This is a genomic window from Mycolicibacterium insubricum, from assembly GCF_010731615.1.
In the GTDB taxonomy this organism is placed as follows: domain Bacteria; phylum Actinomycetota; class Actinomycetes; order Mycobacteriales; family Mycobacteriaceae; genus Mycobacterium; species Mycobacterium insubricum.
Genome location: NZ_AP022618.1, coordinates 3,979,446 through 4,000,737, shown reverse-complemented (window position 1 = coordinate 4,000,737; position 21,292 = coordinate 3,979,446). Strand labels below are relative to the sequence as shown.

The following is a 21,292-nucleotide window of genomic DNA, read 5'->3' as shown; positions in this document are numbered from 1 at the left end:
CAAGCAGATGATGCTAGTCCGTGATCGCGAGCGAGAAACCCAGCTGGTCGATCAGTGGCAGGACGTGTACGAGGGTCTGTACTCCGGCGAGAGTTTCACTACGGGCGCATTCGCCGAGGTGGGCGAGGACTTCGACGGATGGAACAGCAGTTACACCGGTGAGCCGATTCCGCTGGAGCAGATGCAGGAGTGGCAGGCCGCTACGTTGGATCGGATTCGAGGTCTGAACCCGCAGCGAGTGCTGGAGATCGGTGTGGGGTCCGGTTTGTTGCTGGGCCATGTTGCGCCCGATTGCGTTGAGTATTGGGCCACGGACTTCTCCAAAGCGACGATCGAGAAGCTACGGGCTTCGGTCGCTGAAAAGCCGTGGGGTGACCTGGTGCGGTTGCAGGTGCAGGCAGCCGATATTGCCGATGGCCTCCCTTCGGGGTATTTCGATGTGGTGATCCTCAATTCAGTCATTCAGTACTTCCCCAGCGCGGGGTATCTGCTGGATGTGCTCGACGTCGCGATGCAGAAGCTGGCACCGGGGGGCGCATTGTTCCTCGGCGATGTCCGTAATCTGTCACTGCTGTCGGCGTTTACCACGAAGGTGGTGTGCACCGATGCCGATGCGGAGCGGGAAACTGCGGCGGTGGTGCGGGAGCGGATACGGCGCGAGATACTCGATGAGCAGGAGCTGTTGTTGTCACCGGAGTTCTTCGCCGCCCTGCCTCAGCGCATACCAGAGATCGCCACCGTGGATATCCAGCTCAAAGACATGGGTGTGGTCAATGAGTTGAGCAGCTATCGCTACGAGGTGGTACTGCGGAAGGCGCCGGTGTATGCGCGTTCTTTGACGAAGATTCCTAGCCAGCCATGGGAGCAGTTCACCGGTCTGGCCGCTGTGGGCGACTATCTCGCATTGCAGCAGCCCGAGGCGCTGCGGGTGGTCGGGGTGCCGCACGCAGGGGTTCTGCCTGATGTGGAACTGGTGCAGGCGTTGGCTTTGGCCGGGGATCGCGTCAGCCTTGCCGATCTGCGTGCCGGTATCACTCCATCCGATGGAGTGCTGACAGATCAGTGCCATCGGCTGGGTGCAGAGCGCGGGTATGCCACGGCTGTGACCTGGTCACCGACCCCGGGTTTAGTCGATGTGATCTACACCAAGATGCTCGACCAGGACGTCGACGGTCGCACCGTGGCGCTGTCGGATCTGTATGTACCGGTCGTGCCGGTGGAGTCGCTGGCAGGATGCGTCAATGACCCAGCTGCAATTGAACGAGTCGCCGAGCTTCGCCGTTTCATCGCTGAACGGCTGCCCGAGTACATGGTGCCGGCCAGCATCATCGCGATGGAATCGCTGCCGCTGACCGTGAACGGTAAACTCGACCGCCGAGCCCTGCCAGCTCCCGAGTTCGTGAGCACCGTGGCGTATCGGGCGCCGCGTGATGCCCGTGAAGAAAAGCTTGCCGAACTGTTCAGCGAGGTTCTTGAGGTCAAGCGGGTTGGCATCGATGATTCGTTCTTCGATCTGGGAGGACATTCACTGTCCGCGATGAGACTGTTGGCTCGGATTCGAGTTGAACTCGGCGCAGATTTTGCCGTCTCGATGCTGTTCAAAACCCCGACGGTGGCGGGTATCGCTGAGCGGATCGACACTGTCGGGGCGGCGCAGGACACCGCGCTGCTACTTCCCATGCAGGTACTTAAGGAAGGCGCTGGCACCCCTCTGTTCTGCATTCACGATGGGTTCGGGCTTAGCTGGCCTTATCGGAGTCTTGGCCAGTATCTCGATTGCCCGATCATCGGGATAAACCAGATCCCTCAGGATGGCGAAAGTGAGTCCGCCTCGGTCCGGGATTTGGCGGTGACTTATGCGAACCGCATTCAGAACCATTGTCCAGACGGGCCATACCGACTCCTCGGGTGGTCCTTCGGGGGCATCGTCGCTCAGGAGATCGCGATCGAATTGCGTCGACGTGGATTCAAGGTCGAGCACCTAGTTCTGGTGGATTCCAAACCGGCGACCGGAGAACGGAATAGGATTGCCAAAATCGCCATTAAATACCTTGGGCGAAACCGTGTTTTTGCCGAGCAATTTGTCATGCAAAGCATTCTCAGTCAGATGGGTGTGGACTTCTCAAACCATCCGCAAGGTCTCGGCTACCAGCAGGCAGCGATACTCGTCGAGCAGCAGGGATTTTCAGCTGACCTTCCTCCTCGGGAGGTGGTCGACCTGATGGTCCGGAGCTTCGTCACGAACCGGGACATGCTGATGGGTCACGTATCCGGGCGATACGACGGAGATGCCATTGCCTTCTCCGCTAGCTTGCGCGCGGACCACGACAGTCTCTTGCCTGGCCTGTCGTTGCGGTGGCCGGCGTTGCAAAGGCGAAAGCGCTTCAATTCCGCCGTCGAGGATTGGCGACCGTACGTGTCCGGCGATCTCACCTCCGGATCCGTCGATTGCACACACCATGAAATGTTCACAGAGCGAGCCCTACGTGAGTACGGGCAGAGCCTTCGATTGTTGCTGGAAGGCTGACCGCGGTGCAACCTCAAGGAATTCGGTGCTTGCCGCAATATGATGTGGGAGTGTCTGTCTCAGTGAAACCAGAAAAACAGTCCGTTGACCTTACCGGCATTTCCGAGACTGCGTTGTTGACGCTCAACTCGCGGGCCCGTGAGGCGCGCAGGGCAGACGGAGTCATTGACGATCCGATGGCGATCCGCTTGGAGGACGCGATGGATGTCGACTTTGCCAAGTTCGGTCACACTCGCCAGGAGATTGCGCTGCGGGCCGCGTCGTTCGACGCCAACACCCGCGCCTACCTCGAACAGCATCCAAAGGCAACAGTGGTGGCGCTTGCAGAGGGGCTGCAGACCAGCTTCTGGAGGCTCGATGCGGCGATTCCGGGTGGTGAGTTCCGCTGGCTCACCGTGGATTTACCCGCAGTTGTGGAGCTCCGTTCGCGGTTACTGCCCATGCTGCCGCGGATCACCATGTGTGCGCAATCCGCTCTGGACTACAGCTGGATGGATCAAGTAGATCCGAGTAACGGCGTGTTCATCACAGCGGAGGGGCTGCTGATGTACTTTCAGCAGGCTCAGGTTCTGGGATTGATCGCCGAATGCGCGCGCCGATTCCCCGGGGGTCGGATGTTGTTCGACCTGCCTCCGCCCCTGCTGGTTAGACTTTCCCAGCGGCGCGGGCTCCGGGCTTCGAAGCGCTATCGCGTGCCCCCCTTGCCGTTCGGAGTGTCGGACACGGAGCTAGTGACGCTCTTGGGCCCGCTGCCTGGCGTACGTGCCGTACAGGCTGCTGGACGAGGTCCCCAGGGGCGCGGCCGGGTGTTCCGGGCCCGGCAATCGATGGGGCGTCGACTGCCGCGTCGGCTGCGGGACTGGCTGAACGACTCGTTGACGCTGGTGGATTTCGCCGATGAGCTTCCCGATCGATTTGAGATAACAAGGCATGCCCAACCGTCGATATGACGACAGGACGGGATCCGCAGGAAGGTGTTGAAGTATGGCCAGATTATCATTGATGGGATTGGTTGTTGCGGCTGGTGCGTTGACGGTGGTGCTAGCGCAAGGCAGTGCCAGCGCCGACCCCGATTATTCAGCTTTGATAAATACGGACTGCAGCTATGAACAGGTGATCAGTGCGGTACGGGTGCAAAACCCAGCTGCAGCTGCGTTCCTCGACAGCAGGCCCGACCAGCAAGATGCATTCCGGACTTACTTTGCTCAGTCGCATGCCAGCCGCGCCAACATCATTGAAATGAACAAGACCAATCCAGCCGCGCAGCAGATCCTGGACGTTGCACAGGGCGCGGTGGCCGCATGCCATAACTACTGAGATGAGCCTGCTTCAGACTGGCACGCCGGTGCCAACGTATAGTTGCTTGGCTAGGCTCGGCTACGGGCTGATCGCCGTGGGGGGCGAGGTGCGGGACGGAGGGGGATCCCATTTTTAAGGCGTTGGGGCGGATATGGGTGCCGCTGGTCATCGTGCTCGTGCTGGTGGCCGGCGGTTTCACCGTGGCGCGGTTGCACGGCGTCTTCGGCTCGGCGAAGCGCCCGTCATACGCCGACACCCCGATTGCCGACAGCAAGTCCTTTGATCCGAAACGTCTGACCTACGAAGTCTTTGGTCCTCCGGGCACGGTGGCCATGATCAGCTACTTCGATGGGGATGGGGAACCTCAGACCTTGCGAGGGGTCAAGTTGCCTTGGACGGAGACGTTCACCATCGCTCAGACGACCGCGGTCGGCAGCCTGATGGCACAAAGCGATGGCGATACCATCGGCTGCCGAATCACCGTCAACGACCAGGTGAAATCCGAGCGGATGACGCATCAACCGAGTGCCCTGACCTACTGCCTGCTGAAAGCCGCATGAGTACCGTGCCGACAACAGGAGCGACGGAGACGAGGCCGCGCGCTGCCAGGCTGACCCGTCGATTCGCAGTCTGGATCATCTTGGCATGGGTCGTGATCGCCGCGCTCCTGACGGTTGCGGTTCCACCGCTGGAGCAGGTTGAGCGCGAGCATTCCGTTTCGCTGAGCCCGGTGGACGCTCCCTCGTACAAGGCCATGACCCGAATGGGCGAGCTATTCCACGAATCCAATTCGGAGAGCGTGGCAGTCGTCGTTATCGAAGGCCAGGACGAACTCGGCGACGCTGCGCACGAGTTCTACAACTCACTGGTCCGGCAGCTGAAGGCAGATCCCGAGCACGTGCAACACGTGCAGGATTTTTGGGGTGACCCGCTGACGGCTGGCGCCGCACAGAGCGCCGACGGTAAGGCCGCCTACGTCCAGCTCAATCTGGTGGGCAAGATGGGTGACGCGACGGGGACCGAATCGGTCAAACTAGTGCAGCGCATTGTCAACGGCACCCCGCCACCACCTGGTGTGCAGGCATATGTCACGGGACCTGCCGCCGTCGTGGCCGATATGGGTGAGAGCGGTAACCGCACGGTTTTGCTGATCACTATGGTGACTTTCGCAGTCATCTTCGTGATGTTGCTGATTGTCCTCCGGTCGGTGACCAGCGTCATCGCCCTACTGCTGATGGTATTCGTTCAGCTTCAAGTCGCTCGCGGAATCGTGGCGTTCCTTGGCTTGCACGGAATCGTCGGGCTGACCACCTATGTGGTGAATCTACTGGTGTCGGTTGGCATCGCCGCCAGCACCGACTACGGAATCTTCTTTGTCGGACGCTATCAAGAGGCGCGCCAAGCCGGGGAGGACCGGGAGAGTGCCTACTACACGGCCTACCGCGGGGTGGCTAAGGTCGTGCTGGCTTCAGGTGTGACTATCGCCGGTGCCATCTTCTGTCTGCATTTCACCCGGCTGCCGTTCTTCCAGCCCCTAGGCGTGCCCGGTGCACTGGGCATTCTGGTCGCCGTCGCCGTCGCACTGACGTTGATCCCAGCCGTGATGGCGGCAGGTAGCCGATTTGGACTGTTCGAGCCGAAACGCACCATCCGGACACGGGGGTGGCGCAGAATCGGGACGGCGATCGTCCGATGGCCCGGTCCGGTCTTTGTAGCATCGTCGTCGGTCGCGCTGATTGGGCTGTTGACACTTGTCGGGTTTAATCCTAGCTACAGCGACAAGGACTTCATCCCGAAGGACATCCCGGCAAGCCAGGGATTGGCCGCCGCCTCGCGACATTTCCCGGAATCGCGCATGGCAGTCCCGGATCTTCTTGTGGTGGAATCCGACCGCGATATGCGCAATCCGGCGGATCTGTTGGTGCTCAACAAATTGGCCAAGGGCGTGTTTGCAGTTCCGGGTATCGCAAATGTGCAGTCAGTGACGCGCCCGGAAGGCAAGCCGATCGAGCACACATCTATCCCCTTCATGCTCAGCATGTCCAACGCGAGTCAACGATTGAGCCTGCCGTTCCAACAGGAACGCATGAAAGACATGCTGAAACAGGCGGACGACATTTCCAACATGATCAATGTCATGCAGCGGATGTACGACACCATGAAGGAGATGGCTGACGTCACGCACCGGATGACAGCTACCACAGTCGAGTTGACGGAGACCACCAAGGAACTGCGTGATCACGTCGCCGACTTTGATGACTTCTGGCGGCCACTGCGCAACTACCTATATTGGGAGCCACACTGTTTCGATATTCCGATCTGTTGGTCGATAAGATCGGTGTTCGATGCGCTCGACGGAGTCGACACGTTAACCGGTGTTCTTGAAGACGTCGTTGTCGACATCAAGCAACTGGATGCGATCATGCCGCAGATGCTCGTCCAGTTCCCGCCGATGATCCAAACGATGCGGAATTCCCGGACGATGATGCTAGCCATGCATGGAACCATGACCGGAATATTCGCCCAGACAGAGGAATCGACCGACAACGCGACCGCCATGGGCAAAGCCTTCGACGCCGCGCACAATGAGGATTCCTTCTACCTGCCGCCTGAGATGCTGCAGAATGACGACTTCAAGCGGGTAATGCAGATCTTCATGTCTCCGGATGGGAAGGCCGCTCGCTTCCTGGTTACCCAACGCTCGGATCCCGTGACTCCAGAGGGAATGGCGCACGTCGAGCCGATCCTTTCAGCGGCCGAGGAGGCGCTCAAAGGAACGCCGTTGGAGAGCTCGAAGGTCGCTCTAGCGGGCACGGCGGCAAGCGTTAAGGATCTCGTCGATGGCTCCCGTTATGACCTGCTGATCGCCGGGGTTGCGGCATTCTGCCTGATTTTTAGCATTATGCTGCTGGTCACTCGCAGCCTGGTCGCAGCGCTGGTCATCGTCACTACGGTGGCTATTTCTCTGGGCGCGTCCTTCGGTATCTCGGTGCTGCTCTGGCAGCACCTGCTCGGCATCCAGATCCACTGGGTGGTGCTCGCGATGTCGGTGATCGTACTGTTGGCGGTCGGGTCTGACTACAACCTCATGCTGGTATCCAGGATGAAGGACGAAGTGGCTGCCGGCATCGACACTGGAATCATCCGGGCGATGGCCGGTACCGGCAAGGTTGTCACAGCGGCCGGCTTAGTGTTCGCCTTCACAATGATGTCAATGGTGGTCAGCGACCTGCTCAGCATCAGCCAGGTGGGCATCACGATAGGAATGGGTCTGCTGTTCGACACCATGATCGTGCGGGCGTTTATCACTCCGTCGATCGCTGCCCTGCTCGGGCGTTGGTTCTGGTGGCCGCAGCGGGTGCGGCGGCGTCCGGCAAGTGCGTTGCTCCGTCCGATCGGGCCTCGACCGCTGGTACGTGCCCTGCTTCTGAGGGACTAGCGGCCGGCGCCCATGAGTACCCAGAATTCCGCACCGTCGTTCATCGCCCGGTTCATTCGCCGATTCGCGGTCCCCATCCTTCTGGCCTGGATAGGCCTGACGCTGGTTCTTACCTTCGCTGTCCCATCACTGGAGCGGGTCGAGCGCGATGCCTCGGTGGCACTGATACCCAAGGACTCGCCCTCGGCACAAGCCTTAGCCCGGATCGGCCGGGACTTCCAGGAATCCGACTCGGACAGCTCTGCGATGATCATTCTGGAGGGCAAGGACCCGCTCGGCCCGGAATCTCACGGATACTACGACAATCTAGTTCGCGCGTTGCAGGACGATCCTGCGCACGTCCAACACGTCCAGGATCTGTGGGGCGATCCGCTCACCGCATCGGGTATGCAGAGCCCCGACGGCAAGGCTGCGTATGTGCAGTTGAACCTTACCGGTGACCAGGGCACGCCAGCCGGCGAGGAGTCCCTCGCGGCGATTCACGCCATCGTCGACAGGATATCGCCGCCGGCCGGCGTCGAAGTCTATGTCACGGGTGCTGCACCGCTCATGTCGGATATGCAGCACAGCGGCAACGACTCGATCATAAAAATCACCGTGGTGACGGTGGTGATCATCCTGACGATGTTGCTGCTCATCTACCGGTCACTGGTCGTCTCAGCGTTACTCCTGACAACCGTCGGAATCGAATTGGGTATGGCGCGTGGGGTAATCGCCTTGCTGGGCGACCACGAGTTGGTTCAGCTCTCGATGTTTTCAGTCAACCTTTTGGTCTCCCTCGGGATGGCCGCGGGTACCGACTATGGAATTTTCTACTTCGGGCGGTATCAAGAGGCGCGGCGCAGCGGTGAGGATCCGGAAAGGGCCTATTTCACTGCGTTCCGCAGCGTAACGCCTGTCGTGCTCGCATCGGGCCTGACGATCGCAGGAGCGCTCCTTTGCCTGAAATTGGCGCGACTCCCATATTTCTCCACGATCGCTGTGCCGTGCGCGGTCGGCATGGTTGTTCTGGTGCTGGTCGGCATCACCCTGGTGCCGGCGGTGCTGGTACTTGCTGGTGGTGCGGGGCTGCTGGATCCTAGGCGCAAGGCTTTGGGGCGGCGCTGGCGGGGAATCGGTACCGCAATCGTGCGTTGGCCCGCGCCCATACTGGTTGCTTCCTGCGCCGTGCTGATGGTCGGGTTGTTGGCTCTTCCTGGTTACCGGACCAGTTACAATGATCGGCAGTACCTACCGAACCACATTCCGGCCAACGAGGGATTCCTGGCTGCAGAACGCCACTTCTCGCAATCCCGGTTGATGCCGGATGTGTTGTTGGTCGAGGCCGACCATGACCTGCGCAATCCCGCAGATTTCCTGGTGATCAACAAGATCGCAAAGGCGGTTTTCCGGGTCCACGGAGTTTCTCTGGTGCAGGGGATCACACGTCCGGAGGGGACGCCGATCGAGCGGACATCGATTCCCTTCCTGCTCAGTCTGCAAACCGCTGGCCAGACCCAGGTGCTTAAATTCCAGCAGGTGCGCAACGATGACATGCTGCTACAGGCCGCGGACATGACGAAGATGATTTCCGTTATGGAGAACCAATATGCGATTACCACAGAGATGGCGAACGCCAGTCATCGGCTGTATGGGGATATGCAGAAGTCGTACCAGTTGCTTGTAGACATGGTCGACAACCTTGCCGCGTTTGACGATGCTTTCAGGCCGGTGCGTAGTTACTTCTACTGGGAGCCGCACTGCTACAACATTCCGATCTGTTGGTCTACCCGTGGACTTTTCGACACGATCGATATGACTGTGGCAACCCGCGAAAACCTGAAGCAAATGGTTGAGGACTACGGAACCCTCGATGCGCTAATGCCACAAATGGTCGCCCAGTTCCCGAAGATGATCACGTTCATGAAGTCCATGCGGGCCATGATGCTGACCATGCACAGCACCATGTCGAGCAGTCTGGATCAGGTCAACGAGATGACCCAGGACGCTACCGAGATGGGCCGGGCATTCGACGAGGCGAAGAGCGACGAATCCTTTTATTTACCGCCGGAAGTCTTCAAGAACAAGGACTTTCAGCGAGCGATGAAGCTGTTCCTGTCGCCGGACGGCAAGGCGGTACGATTCATCATCTCGCATCGCGGTGATCCGGCGACCCCCGATGGGATTAAGCGGGTCGACCAGATCAAAACGGCGGCCGAAGAGGCTGTCAAGGGGACGCCGCTGGCGAATAGTCAGGTCTCTCTGGCGGGTGCGGCGGCGACGGCCAAGGATTGGCAGGACGGATCCACCTACGATCTTTGGATCGCCGGCATCGCTGCCCTCTGCCTCATTTTCATCATCATGTTGATCATTACGCGCAGCCTGGTGGCCGCGTTGGTCATCGTGGGCACGGTAGCACTTTCGCTGGGTGCGTCCTTCGGCTTGTCGGTACTGGTCTGGCAACACATCCTGGGCATCAACCTGCACTGGATGGTGCTAGCAATGTCGGTAATCATCCTGCTGGCGGTTGGATCGGACTACAACCTGCTCCTCGTGTCGCGGATGAAGGAGGAGATTTCCGCAGGGATCAGCACCGGGATTATTCGCGCGATGGGTGGTTCCGGCAAGGTCGTCTCTTCGGCAGGCCTTGTCTTCGGATTCACCATGATGTCAATGGTGGTCAGCGATCTGCGGATCATCGGTCAGGTGGGAACCACCATCGGTCTCGGCCTGTTGGTGGACACGTTCATCGTGCGGTCCTTCATCACGCCCTCGATCGCTGCCCTACTAGGCCGTTGGTTCTGGTGGCCGCAGCGGGTCAGGCCGCGGCCGGCCAGTTTCCTCCTGCGTGACCTGGCGCCTCGACCGGTTGCGCGGGCTCTGCTGTTGGGCGAACGACCGCTTTCGGAAGTCGGCGCCCCGACCACGGAGCCACAGGTCGGCGGTTGAGGTAGGTTCGCAGGCGATGTGGGGGACGGTAGTCGGCTTAGCAATGGTGGGTGCCCTGAATCCGGTGATGCTGGGGGTAATTCTGCTCCTGCTTTCCCGTCCTCGTCCGCTGCCCAGCCTGTTCGTGTACTGGCTGGGGCTCATGACGACGAATTTGCCAGCTATGTTAATCCCGCTAGTCCTATTGCATTTCGTTCCGGGATTCCGATCCTTTGCAGAGGATCTGCATCCAGACCAAAGCCCGGTTGTCCGATATGTATTGCTGGGCTTGGGTGTGCTCACTTTGCTGATCGCCGTAGTGGTGATGGTGCGTCCTTGGGTGAAAGGTCGGGAACGTCAGGGCGCTGCGACAGCCGGTGGGCGGTCGGTGCCGAAGCCCCTCGCAGATGCGGAGATAGGGGCTGAATCATCATCGGGCAAAGCACTACTCGAGGGCTTGATGTCGAAGAACAACGCGGTCATCCGACGGCTGGCGTCGCGCCTCTACGATGCATGGGAAAGCGATAACCTGAAGATAGTGTTTGCCTTCGGTATGCTGACGTTCATCGCGCCAGAGGCGATTTTATTCATCGATACGGCGATTGTCTTTTCAGGTAACTCCATATTTGTGCAGCTTCTTGCCGCCGTGGCGTTCGTGTTGTTGGCCTTTGCGATGTTCGAGATTGTGCTGGTCGGCTATTGGATCGCACCGGCAAAGGCTCGGGCTGTGGTGGAGCCAATACACGAACGAACGCGGAAATATCGCCGGCAGATCCTTGCGACGCTCCTAATCCTGGTTGGCAGCTGGCAGGTCGCTATGGGCCTAGGGGTGGTGTGACCTAAGCTTGGACATTTGGCAAGTCTGAAAACGACCGCTTGGGTGTATCGGTCAGGCCAGGTCGGTTTCCTGCGGGTCCGCGTCGGCGTCGGGGAAGGTCTCGTGCCGGGTGTCGGGGAGGTGCTCGGCGGGGCCGTAGAGGGAGTAGAGCTTCAGGTCGTCGTCGCCGACGGTTTCCTCGAACGTGAAGTCGTCCTTGCCGGGGCCCATGACGACCTTGGTCTTGCCCGATTCCACTCGGCTGAACTGGTCGTGGTCGTCGTGGATCTCACCGCCGACCACGCCGCGGACCCGAACCGTTCACGGTCAACATCGAGGTCGCGACGCTGGCCAACAGGGCTTTCCGCGACACCTTGTGGGCGGGAAAGCACCTGCAGCTGACCGTGATGAACCTCCCGCCCTTGTCGGTCGCCATCGCTCCGTGAGCGACATAGCGGTACAGGCTTAGTTTCGCAGGAATTCATGCATACTCAGCAAAATCTCAGCTAAGGTAAGCCTAGAGTCACCTTGGGGGTGCTCCTTAGGGGCGGGGGCGTGATGAGCTCTGAAAACATCGTTGGTCGGGTCGGTGCGTTGGCGGTTGCGCTGGGTATCGGTGGCGCGGTGGCCGCCGGCGGGTGTGGCATCGCCTTTGCCGACGACGGCCCGACGAATAGTTCTGATCGTGGTGGGCACCATCGCTCCGAGCCCAAGGGGCCGAAGGCGCGCGGTACAGATAGCCCCGACCGTTCGCGGCTGACGGTCCCGCGCGTGGTCGGAACGGTCGCCAACCGCGATGCGACGGCGAGTGTCGATGACACGCGGGTGGCGCCGGATCCCGCTCCGAGCGGCCGCGGTCCCGGCAGTGCTGCGGGGTCGGTGCCCAGTGTGGTGTCCAGGGACCTAGGCTCGGTCCTTCCCGCGGCCGGGCGTTCTTCGCAGCGGACCCGTGATCGATTTTCTCTGGGGGATAAGGGGACTGGACTTCGGAGCGTTGTCGGCGCGCTGCGGGAGCCATCCCTACGGGTGAAGCGTGCATTCTCGCTGCCTGCAGATGCCGGCATCACGGGTGTCGTGGAGTCGGCCGTCGGGTCGGACGTTCTGGATGCCGGGGTTCCGGCTGTGCCCGAGGTGGGTGTGGCGAGAGTGCTCATCCCCGCGGTGGCCCCGGGACAGTCGAGCGAGCGGCAGGCATTGGGTGCTGGGGCGCCGTCGCGACCGGCGGACCGGCTGGCGGGGTGGGTTGGACGGGTCGTAGCTGAGGTGGAGCAGAAGGCTCCTTCTGTCGGCGCGGCGTCGCTGGCTCGGTTGACGGCGGCGTTCGCGAACCCGGCTGGGAGTCAGGGCATCTCCGAGATCGGTGCTGGCACCCCCGTTACTCTGGGCGGCGCCTCTGCAGTCTCCTACCAGGTGTTGCAGGACGAAGAAGGTGAGGCTCCGGCCGGCGCGAGCGCGACGATCGTGACGACCGGAGCTTCGAGTCAGAAGCCGGCACAGCCGATTCGGGATCTGCTGCGCAGTGTGCTTGGCGTTCTAGGCTACAGTCCGGATGCCAGCAATCATTCCGGTGACCTGCCGATCGTCGGGCAGGTGTTCGCTCTCGCATGGGCGGGATACCGGCGGATCGAGTCGTTCCTGGGCAATGACACTCCGACCGTTTCGGCTCAGCCGACGATCACGACGGTGTCCGGTGACGGCACGACGGTGGCCGGGACCCTCGGCATCACTGACGTCAACGGGGATGCGCTGAAGTACACCGCAACCAGTGACAACGGTTCCGTTGAAGTACATTCCGACGGATCCTTCACGGTGACCGAGGTTGACCCCGCCAAGCCGGTGAACCTCGCCGTGACCGCCAGCGACGCCGACAGCGGATTCCACCTCCATGGCCTAACCAACCTGTTGAACGGCGGCGGACACACCGTCACGCAGAGCTACCAAATCAACGTGACGCCAGCGCAGGTTGACCAGAACCAGGCTCCGAAGATCGTTGATTTCTGGCAGTCGGATCCCGACGAAGCAGGCAAGGTCACCGGCTACGTCATCGTCAAGGATCCCGACGGTGACGAGGTGCGGCCGACACTGGCAGCAGAACCCAAGTACGGAGCGGTCACCCTCGACGACCCCGTGGCAACTGATGAACCGGGGACCACACGATTCGGCTACACGTATCAGCAAGACCCGAGTAGCGAGATACCCGAGGCGTTGGCCACGGACAACTTCAGCTTCGGCTTCGCTGACGGTCAAGGTGGAACCGTCACAACGAACCCTATTGAAGTTGCGTTGAACACCAAAGACGGTGCGAAGCCGACCGGAGCACCGCTCATCGGCAACGGGGTCAAATATCAGCCCGGCGAGTACACGGAAGGCGAACACGCCGGTACTACGTTCATCAAGATCACCGAGTACGACGGGGATGGCAATGCCACCGTCCACATCGTTGAGCCGCCGGCCGGTGCGACCGGTGACCCGGTGCTGAACCCCGTCACGGGATCGCTGTACCAGATGGTGGGATCCCCCGATGGCGCAACCCAGAGCCGGGTCGTCATCCTCGACAAGAAGGGGAATTTCAGCGAGCCGATCGACATCGCCGGCACGCCGACCGGAGTCATCGTCTTCGACGGCGCGGGAAACGCGTACGTCACCAGCACGGCAGACGGCACGGGTTCCGGCGGCGCGCCGGAAGGGGAGAGCAACCCCGGGATACTCCGGATGGCCGCATTCAGCGAGCCCGAACCCAGTGGCCCGGTGACACATGTGACGGTCATCGACGGCAATGGAAATCCCGTGGTTACGACGGTTTCCGGAACCGCGATGGGCAACGTCGTGATCGGCACCGAAGGCATGGCCTATCAGGCAACCTGCACCGGTGCCACGTGTGACCAGGCGTCGGCCGGCCACGTCGCGATCTTCAAAGACGGTAATCTGACCGAAACCGTTGACCTAGAGGGAAAGCCGGTTACCCCCCCGGCGCCGCCCGGCTTCCCGGTGAGTCCGGTCGCCGCTGGTCCGCACGGCACCGCGGTCGTCGTCACCACCGCGGGCGAGGGCGACAACGCCAGCAGCCAGGTGTACGCGCTTGGCGCCGACGGCCTTGTGGGGACACCCATCGCCATCGACGGACGGCCGAACTCGCTGCAGACCCCGGTCTTCACCTCCGACGGCACGGCCTATATCAGCACCTCCGTCGGATCTGCTGACGACACAACGATGCGTGTCGCGGTGATCGGTCCCGACGGGACGCAACGCGGTACCACTCAGGTCATTGGGGACTATCCGAACTCTGTGTTCATCGCGGGTGACAAGGCTTATGCCCTCGCCGCGAATGTCGCGACCCACGAGACGTCGCTCTACCCCATCAATGTCGACGGCTCTGTCGGGCAGCCGATCAAGCTTCCACACGTAGTGATGGAGCTGCTGACCGGCCCGAATGGTGCGATCTACGCGCCTTCCGTCGACCAGGATCCCGAGACTAAAGCCTATTCCAGCTACCTCACGATCATCGGTGCCGACGGAGCCAAGCCGACGACTCAAGTCACGGACATGCAGGGACAACCCATTGAGGCGCTTGTGTCCCAGGGAACTTCGGTGGTTTCGGGTGACGGCAATATCTACATGGTGTTGGTGGGGCAGGCGAGCTCCGAAGGCTACTTTCTCGTCGTCGCCGATCACACCGGCACGGTTGTCCGGGTGGATCAGGACATCAATGATCCGGCTGAGGGCCGGATGGTGGTTCCCGACCTGGGGCTGGGTCCGGACGGCCAGCCGCGGGCCAACGGCCTGTTCCTCCTGCGTCCCGATGGGCACGGCAACACCGTTGTCGAGATCGTTCGCCCGGACCAGCCCGTCACGTACCGCACTCTTCCGGGCACGCTAGTGGCAGAGGACCTGGTTATTGAGCCGGGGGCGATGAAGGTGCGGACCAAGACCAGCGACGGGCAGGAGTACACCACGACGCTGTCGTAGCTGGCGGGGCGGCTGGTGATACCGAAGCCGATCCGGGACCGCCTGGGCTTGCATGGGAACGAGCAGGTAGAGATCACTGAACGTGACGGTCGCATCGAGATCGAACTGGCGCCGACCCATGTTGATCTGGTCCGCGACGGTGTCATCCTGGTAGCGCGGCCAGATCGGGCAATGCCGCAGCTCACCGACGATGTCGTTCGTGAAACGCTGGACCGTATTCGCCGGTGATTGCCGCCGATACCAGCGTCCTCGTTGCGGGGTTCGCCACCTGGCATGAAGCGCGCGAATCAGCTATGCGCGTTCTCAAACGGGGTGTTCGTCTGGTCGCGCACTCGGTTGTGGAGACTACGAGCTGGTCCCCTGAACGCTGCCCGGCTTGGCCGGCCGGTGTGGGTCCAGCTGACAGCTGACCCACCGCGACGCCGGCTCAGACCAGGTCGGTCTCCTGCGGGTCCGCGGCGGCGTCGGCGAAGGTCTCGTGTCGAGTGCCGGGGAGGTGCTCGGCGGGACCGTAGAGGGAGTAGAGCTTCAGGTCGTCGTCGCCGACGTTGATGATGTTGTGGAACTTACCGGCGGGGATCAGGGCGATCCAGTCGTCGCCGACGGTCTCCTCGAAGGTGATGTCGTCCTTACTCGGGCCCATGACGACCTTGGCCTTACCCGATTCCACCCGGATGAACTGGTCATGGTCGTCGTGGATCTCACCGCCGACGACGCCGCCGGGCGGGATGTTCATCACGGTGAGCTGCAGGTATTTTCCCGTCCACAGGGTGTCGCGGAAGGCCGTGTTGGCCAGCGTCGCGACCTCGATGTTGGTCGCGAACGGTTCGGGTCCCTTGTCGGTCATCACATCTCCAGGATCGTTTCGGCCATCGTCGAAATCGACCCTATCCGGTGGTGCCGGCCGGACTGGCGGATAAGGGTGTCGATTCCGCGGACCAAGGTCACCGGCCCCAAACGCGGCGCGGCCGCCGCGGCGTCCACGTAACGTGGTGACCGCGGCGGCCGTGTCGCCCCCTCGCCAGAACACTAACTGATAAAAACCTTAGATTTCTAACCGAGAAGTCTAAGAAACATCCTGATTGTTTCAGGTGAAAACATGTCCGGCCGCTGATCAGCGGCTTTGCGACACGGTGACCGAAAACTTATTCCGCCGATGCGGCCCAACCCGGGCCGCGTGTCTTATGCAGGGCCGGCGTCCGGTCAGGCCGGGACCTCGGCGGCCTTGGGCTCCACCGGCGCGGCACCCTTGGCCAGCGTGAACGGCACCGCCACGCTCTGCTCGGGGGCATCGCCGCACCCACCCGGATACAGGAAGCTCATATGCCCGGCCAGTGTCACCGCGTCCCACGAATAGGTGGTCAGCGCGGCGATCTCCTTGCCGTCGTCACAGGCCATCACGTCCGGGCGCTGCACCCGCAGCGTCCAGTAGCCCACCGCCCAGGTCGCCACGGACTCCCACGGCACCTCCTTGCCGCCGGACTGGGCGACATGGACGCACTGCACGAACCCGGCGGCCGGGTCGGCGTCGTCGCACGGGCGAACCGTCCACGTCGCGCTCTCCTGGTCCAGCGTCAGCGTGTACTGACCGGCGAAATCATCGGCCGAAGCCGGGATCGCCAAACCCAGGGACAGCGTTGCGGCGGCGCCGGTGATCGCGAGTGCGCGGATGGTGCGAGACATGGTTCCCCTCTGACGGTTGGGGTGAGTATGGCACGCCTAAGTTCCGTCCGCAGATTCGTCGGCCCCGCCCTCGCCCCTGGTCACTACCCTGGGGGCATGCCCGCCGAGACCGCCCGCCTGCTGTTCGTGCACGCCCACCCCGACGACGAAACCATCAACAACGGGGCCACCATCGCGCACTACCGCGCGGCCGGCGCCCAGGTCACCGTGCTGACCTGCACCCTCGGCGAAGAGGGCGAGGTGATCGGCGACCGGTGGGCACACCTGGTGGCAGATGAGGCCGACCAACTCGGCGGCTACCGCATCGGTGAGCTCACTGCCGCGCTGAACGCGCTCGGCGTCGATGAACCGATGTTCCTCGGCGGGGCCGGGCGCTGGCGCGACTCCGGGATGGCCGGCACCCCGCCGCGCGGGGGCCGCACCCGCTTCGTCGACGCCGACGAGTCCGCCGCGGTGGGGGAGTTGGTGGCCGTGCTGCGCCGGCTGCGCCCGCACGTCGTCGTCACCTATGACCCCAACGGCGGCTACGGGCACCCCGACCACATCCAGGCCCACCGGATCACCACCGCGGCCGTGGCGGCCGCGGCGGCTTCCGGCGGGGACGGCGAGCCGTGGGTGGTGCCGAAGTTCTACTGGACCGTCGCGCCGCGCAGCGCCTGGACGCAGGCCTTGGCCGAACTGGGCCCGGACGACCTGAACGAGGGCTGGTTCGTGCCCGACGACCCCGGATTCGGCTACCCCGACGACCAGGTCACCACGGCTGTGGACGCTGCCGACGGGTTGGCCGCCAAGGCGCAGGCACTGCGGTGTCACGCCACCCAGGTGGTCGTCGGACCGACCGGACGGGCGTGCGCACTGTCGAACGCGCTGGCGCTGCCGATCAGCGGGGTCGAGCACTACCGGTGGGTGTCCGGGTCGGTGGCGCCGGCGGCCGGGGCGGCCTGGGAGAGCTGCCTGCTGGCGGGCCTGGAACTCTGAGCCCGCATTCGTGCGGGTACCTGCTTGTGAGGCGGGCCCGCGGAGTAATGTCAAGGGGGCGAGACGCGGACGGAAGGACTTCCGATGGACCCTGACCTGGATCCCAACCTGCAGCATTGGCAGGACCGCGCCGACAACTTCCAGTGGGTCGTCGGTTCGCTGGTCGCCATGCTCGACAGCATCCCGACCTGACCGCCCCCGATCCCGGCACGTCGAGCCGGTTCCGCATTCTCGTCCTGGTGCTGCTCGCGCTTGACGGTGTCATCGTCGCGTTCACCAGCGCCCTGTTCCTGCCAGAGTTCCTCGGCAAGGTGCCTTTTCCCGTCTCTGCGCTGATCGCCGGTGGCATGAACCTGGCGCTGGTCTGGGCGGCCGGCCAGTGGGCCCCCGGCCGGCTCGCCGCGCTGCCGCTGGGCGCCTTCCTGATCACCATCGCAGCGCTGAGCCTCGGCGGACCCGGTGGCGACGTGCTCTTCGGCGGCGAGGGGTTCCTGGGCGCCGAAGCGCTGCTGCTGGTGGTGCTGGGCACCGGCCCCGGGCTGTGGTGGCTGCTGCGCCGCGGCGCTAGTGGAACTGGTCCTGCCTCATGAGGGTGACCGGATAGGTTCCGCTCGCTCCGCAGGCCGGCGTCACCGTCTGGGTGAGGGTGCCGCGCAGTGTCGTTGCGTCCCAGGTGAAGTCCTCGGTGCCACACTTGTTCGGCAGGGGAGCGCGCGTAATGGTCCAGCGACCGTCGGCCAACTGCGCGTCGGGGATCGGCGGCGGTCCCAGATGCGGGTCGACGCGCAGGGATACGTGCGCGGTGCACTGCGAATCGGTGGTGCAGGTGGAGTCGAAGGACCAGTACCGGGTGCCGTACGAGACGGCCCCCGGATCGTTGACCGTCACCGTGTATCGGCCGTTCATGCCGGGCTTCATCTTCTCGACCGTCACCCCGTAGACCCGGTCTGTCTTGCCGTCAGGGGCGCACGCGGGCGTCAGTGTGCGATCGGCGCGGCCGACGAAGTCGGTGGTCTCGGCGATGAGGTCCCACGACAGTGTCTGTGTGCCACAGTCATTGGGTACCGGAGCACCCGTCATCCGCCAATTCGCGCCGTTCAGCTCGGCGTCGGGCAGCCGGCGATCCGGATGGTCAGCGTCTTCCACGTGCGCCGTGCAGGAATCGGCGGAGCATTGACTGGTGAACGTCCACGTCCTCTGGTCGATCGTCGCGTGGGTGACGGGGTCGTAGACGGTGAACTGGTAGGGGCCGTCCATTGCCGCAGGGGGAGGAGCGACGGCTTGGGAGACCTCCTGTGGCCGGGTGAAATGCAGGACGGCGACCAGGGATCCGCAGGCTGTACCCACCGCGATGAGCACCAGTACCTTCTGGCGTTTGGACATGGCGATCAAGCCGATCACGCTCCTTTACCGAGGGGCTCGTCGCCGTCGTCGGTAGAGGCCCCGTGAGGCAACTCTGACAACTTCACGACCGGTACGCGAATAGCGGTTCCGGCCAGTGGAACTCGTCGATTACTTCGGGATCCGGATGCGGCACAGTCCTGAACATGTCCGCCGGTACGAGCGGGCGCGCCAGCACCGGATTCGTCAGGAGTCGACCATGAACAGGACAGTGCTCACCCTTGCCGCAGTGGCATCGATCGGGATGTCGGTCGTCGGGGCCGGCGCCGCCGCGGCGGATTCCCATCCCGTCGCCAACATCTCGGTCAACGGTCTCAAGATCGTCGCCGACCTCACCGGAGTGCAGGGACTGCAGTGCCAGTTCAACGCATTCACGGAGCCGGCCGGAACCGAATACAAGCTGCCCACCTGGGGCACCTTCATCAACGACCCCAGCAAGCCGACCGCACATTTCGAAACCGTGGACGTGACGCCGGGGCAGTATCAGGTCACTGTCTACTGCTGGAAGCTCGACCACACCTTCGTTACGGTCGAGCAGCACCCCGCCAACCAGTACGGCGCGTCGGACGTCGTGGTGAAATTACCGATCGGGCAGGGGCCGGCCATCATCGGCACCGTCCCCAGCACGGTCAAGCTGCCGAAGATCGAGAACAAGATCGACCCGACGCCGCCGGTCATCGGTCCGCCCACGCCGGTCGAACTGCCCAACGTCGACCTTCCGGCGCTCAATGTGCCGGCGACGCACTGACCGCATTGTCGGTGGACCGTGTCGTCAGTGCCCCCTGCTGTGTGAGCGGACCCGCTTGGGTGCCGGGGAGTCGCCGTCCTTGTCGGTGCGGGCGCTGGTGCGCGGCTTCGGGTCCTTGGGGGTCTCGTTCGCGTCGGGGGTGGCTTGCGTCCCGGTGGCGTTCTGGGACGGCTTGCCGATGATGCTCTTGGGCTTCCCGCTGAAGATGCTGTTGGGCTTTCCGGCGAAGCCATTGATGCTCGCGCCGGCGCTGCGGTCAGTCTGGACGTCGGGGGCACCGCTGGCCGGCGTGATACCCGCGACCAGCGAATCGGCGTCCTCCTTCTCTGCGGGCTTTTCCGCAGCCGTCTTCCGAGCGCCGAGTTGGGTGCCGTTGCCCTTCAGCGTCGGGAGCTTCAGGTCGCGCAGTGACTGCAGTGGACCGGCGCCCCGCAACGACGGGCGGCCGTTCTCGGTGACCACGGCCGGCGGCGGGGTGGTGTCGTCGGTCTCATCGATCTGTGCGCTCTCGATGGCGACCTGTGTGCTCTCGATGGCAACCGTGGGCTTGATCTCGTCCTTCGCCACCTTCACCTGTGCGCCGGACAGGGAGAGCGGGTCGCCGGAAGTGAGGTTCTTCAGGGCCGACCGATCCACCAGGTCCTGGATGCCCTCGGTGATCTTCTTGCCGAAGTCGGCCAGGTTGCCGCTACTGGGGAGCGTGAGGGTGCGGCCGGCGAGGGCGGTCGTGGCCGCGGCCAGGTCGGAGTTCAGCCCGGCGGCTGACGGCGCGAGGTTGGCCCGGCCGATCGGCGGCAACGGAGGCAGGAACTGTGAGATGAAACCATTGGCGGCTTGGACCACCCCGTCGATCAGCGCGGACGGAATATTGGAGAAGTTCAGCTTCACGATGTCCTGGGCCACCTGGAACAGGCTTCGCACGATCGGTTCGCCGGTGTAGTACACGACCCGGATCGGGATGGCGAGCAGGCCGATCCACGGCACCCAGCCGATACCCCAGGCGGCCAGGTTGACGCCCCATTCCACCCAGGGTTCGACCGCGTTGTAGACGTTCATGATCAGCCCGGTACTGGGACTGCTGCCCATCCGCGTGTCGAGATCAGCTGCCGTCAGCGTGGGAAAAGGCTCGTCACTGCTCGGAATGGGAGACAAGCCGCTCGGCGCCGCCGCCAGACTGCTCGGAACAGCCGCGAAGCTCTCGATCAACGAGGCGAGCGGACTGCTTGCCGCGGTGTTGTGCACCGGGATCGACACGGTGACGGGCTGCGGAGCCGCGGGGGTGGAGTTGATCGCCGGGGCGGCGACGACGGCCGTCGCGGTTACCGCGGCCATTCCGGCCGTCAATGCCGAACGCAGTGCATGCATGCTCATTCCCTCCATTGGGCGTGCTTTCCGAGCAAACTACCGGTCATTGGGGCGCAAAGGCCAGTCCGACACCGGTTGGCAGTTGGAGGACCGCTGAACGGACAGCTGCCCAGGTGGGCCCCACGGGGAGTGTCGGCCCGGACTAAACTCGACCCGGTCAAA

At 63.0% G+C, this 21,292-nt stretch carries 18 protein-coding genes and 1 pseudogene; 14 read left to right on the top strand and 5 right to left on the bottom strand.

Annotated elements, in window-relative coordinates; all coding sequences use genetic code 11:
- The first annotated feature begins 7 nt into the window (after positions 1-7).
- The 7 genes from G6N16_RS22185 to G6N16_RS18770 all read left to right on the top strand — a co-directional run bounded on the left by G6N16_RS22185 (position 8) and on the right by G6N16_RS18770 (position 11,010).
- On the top strand, positions 8-2,527 hold the full coding sequence (locus tag G6N16_RS22185; protein ID WP_456152502.1) for a thioesterase domain-containing protein: 2,520 nt from the start codon (positions 8-10) through the stop codon (positions 2,525-2,527).
- Between the two features lie 50 nt (positions 2,528-2,577).
- Positions 2,578-3,477 carry a class I SAM-dependent methyltransferase gene (locus G6N16_RS18795; RefSeq protein WP_083029196.1) on the top strand — a complete coding sequence of 300 codons (900 nt, stop codon included), beginning with the start codon at positions 2,578-2,580 and terminating at the stop codon, positions 3,475-3,477.
- Between the two features lie 34 nt (positions 3,478-3,511).
- Positions 3,512-3,844 carry a hemophore-related protein gene (locus G6N16_RS18790; protein ID WP_083029195.1) on the top strand — a complete coding sequence of 111 codons (333 nt, stop codon included), beginning with the start codon at positions 3,512-3,514 and terminating at the stop codon, positions 3,842-3,844.
- A 122-nt stretch (positions 3,845-3,966) separates the two neighbouring features.
- On the top strand, positions 3,967-4,386 hold the full coding sequence (locus G6N16_RS18785) for an MmpS family transport accessory protein (RefSeq protein WP_083029194.1): 420 nt from the start codon (positions 3,967-3,969) through the stop codon (positions 4,384-4,386).
- Positions 4,383-7,265 carry an MMPL/RND family transporter gene (locus G6N16_RS18780; protein WP_083029193.1) on the top strand — a complete coding sequence of 961 codons (2,883 nt, stop codon included), beginning with the start codon at positions 4,383-4,385 and terminating at the stop codon, positions 7,263-7,265. Before G6N16_RS18785 ends, G6N16_RS18780 begins: the two co-directional genes overlap by 4 nt.
- A 12-nt stretch (positions 7,266-7,277) precedes the next feature.
- Positions 7,278-10,193, top strand: a complete 2,916-nt coding sequence (locus G6N16_RS18775) for an MMPL/RND family transporter (protein ID WP_083029192.1) — start codon at positions 7,278-7,280, stop codon at positions 10,191-10,193.
- Between the two features lie 16 nt (positions 10,194-10,209).
- Positions 10,210-11,010, top strand: a complete 801-nt coding sequence (locus tag G6N16_RS18770) for a GAP family protein (RefSeq protein ID WP_083029191.1) — start codon at positions 10,210-10,212, stop codon at positions 11,008-11,010.
- A gap of 51 nt (positions 11,011-11,061) precedes the next feature.
- On the opposite strand, the gene G6N16_RS18765 is transcribed toward G6N16_RS18770, so the two are convergent.
- Positions 11,062-11,292, bottom strand: coding sequence for a cupin domain-containing protein (locus G6N16_RS18765; protein ID WP_083029190.1), 231 nt, complete (start codon positions 11,290-11,292; stop codon positions 11,062-11,064).
- A 255-nt stretch (positions 11,293-11,547) separates the two neighbouring features.
- On the opposite strand from G6N16_RS18765, the gene G6N16_RS21860 reads away from it, so the two are divergent.
- The 3 genes and pseudogenes from G6N16_RS21860 to G6N16_RS21855 form a co-directional block, all read left to right on the top strand.
- Positions 11,548-14,955 carry a hypothetical protein gene (locus G6N16_RS21860; RefSeq protein WP_234805706.1) on the top strand — a complete coding sequence of 1,136 codons (3,408 nt, stop codon included), beginning with the start codon at positions 11,548-11,550 and terminating at the stop codon, positions 14,953-14,955.
- Positions 14,956-15,183, top strand: a complete 228-nt coding sequence (locus G6N16_RS18760) for an AbrB/MazE/SpoVT family DNA-binding domain-containing protein (RefSeq protein ID WP_234805714.1) — start codon at positions 14,956-14,958, stop codon at positions 15,181-15,183.
- A pseudogene (locus G6N16_RS21855) lies at positions 15,180-15,308 on the top strand (type II toxin-antitoxin system VapC family toxin); the annotation flags it as partial. The gene G6N16_RS18760 and the pseudogene G6N16_RS21855, both read left to right, overlap by 4 nt.
- 74 nt (positions 15,309-15,382) lie before the next feature.
- On the opposite strand, the gene G6N16_RS18755 reads toward G6N16_RS21855, so the two are convergent.
- Complete coding sequence (locus G6N16_RS18755; protein WP_083029189.1) at positions 15,383-15,802, bottom strand: cupin domain-containing protein; 420 nt, start codon at positions 15,800-15,802, stop codon at positions 15,383-15,385.
- A 356-nt stretch (positions 15,803-16,158) separates the two neighbouring features.
- Positions 16,159-16,638 carry a hypothetical protein gene (locus tag G6N16_RS18750; RefSeq protein WP_083029188.1) on the bottom strand — a complete coding sequence of 160 codons (480 nt, stop codon included), beginning with the start codon at positions 16,636-16,638 and terminating at the stop codon, positions 16,159-16,161.
- Between the two features lie 96 nt (positions 16,639-16,734).
- On the opposite strand from G6N16_RS18750, the gene mshB reads away from it, so the two are divergent.
- Entirely contained in the window at positions 16,735-17,616 is an 882-nt protein-coding gene (gene mshB / locus G6N16_RS18745) for an N-acetyl-1-D-myo-inositol-2-amino-2-deoxy-alpha-D-glucopyranoside deacetylase (RefSeq protein WP_083029187.1), read from the top strand.
- Positions 17,617-17,855: 239 nt separating this feature from the next.
- The gene (locus G6N16_RS18740; protein ID WP_234805705.1) at positions 17,856-18,206 is read left to right on the top strand and encodes a hypothetical protein; all 351 of its coding nucleotides are present in this window, start codon (positions 17,856-17,858) and stop codon (positions 18,204-18,206) included.
- Here the strand turns inward: G6N16_RS18740 and G6N16_RS18735 are convergent.
- Positions 18,181-19,017 carry a hypothetical protein gene (locus G6N16_RS18735; protein ID WP_083029185.1) on the bottom strand — a complete coding sequence of 279 codons (837 nt, stop codon included), beginning with the start codon at positions 19,015-19,017 and terminating at the stop codon, positions 18,181-18,183. The two genes, G6N16_RS18740 and G6N16_RS18735, sit on opposite strands and share 26 nt — an antisense overlap.
- Positions 19,018-19,216: 199 nt before the next feature.
- Here G6N16_RS18735 and G6N16_RS18730 point away from each other — a divergent pair, with 199 nt between their 5' ends.
- Positions 19,217-19,765, top strand: coding sequence for a hypothetical protein (locus G6N16_RS18730; RefSeq protein WP_133052862.1), 549 nt, complete (start codon positions 19,217-19,219; stop codon positions 19,763-19,765).
- Positions 19,766-19,789: 24 nt separating this feature from the next.
- On the opposite strand, the gene G6N16_RS18725 is transcribed toward G6N16_RS18730, so the two are convergent.
- Positions 19,790-20,821, bottom strand: a complete 1,032-nt coding sequence (locus G6N16_RS18725) for a hypothetical protein (protein ID WP_133052861.1) — start codon at positions 20,819-20,821, stop codon at positions 19,790-19,792.
- Here G6N16_RS18725 and G6N16_RS18720 point away from each other — a divergent pair.
- On the top strand, positions 20,820-21,227 hold the full coding sequence (locus tag G6N16_RS18720) for a hypothetical protein (protein ID WP_133052860.1): 408 nt from the start codon (positions 20,820-20,822) through the stop codon (positions 21,225-21,227). The genes G6N16_RS18725 and G6N16_RS18720 overlap by 2 nt on opposite strands.
- Positions 21,228-21,292 lie beyond the last annotated feature (65 nt).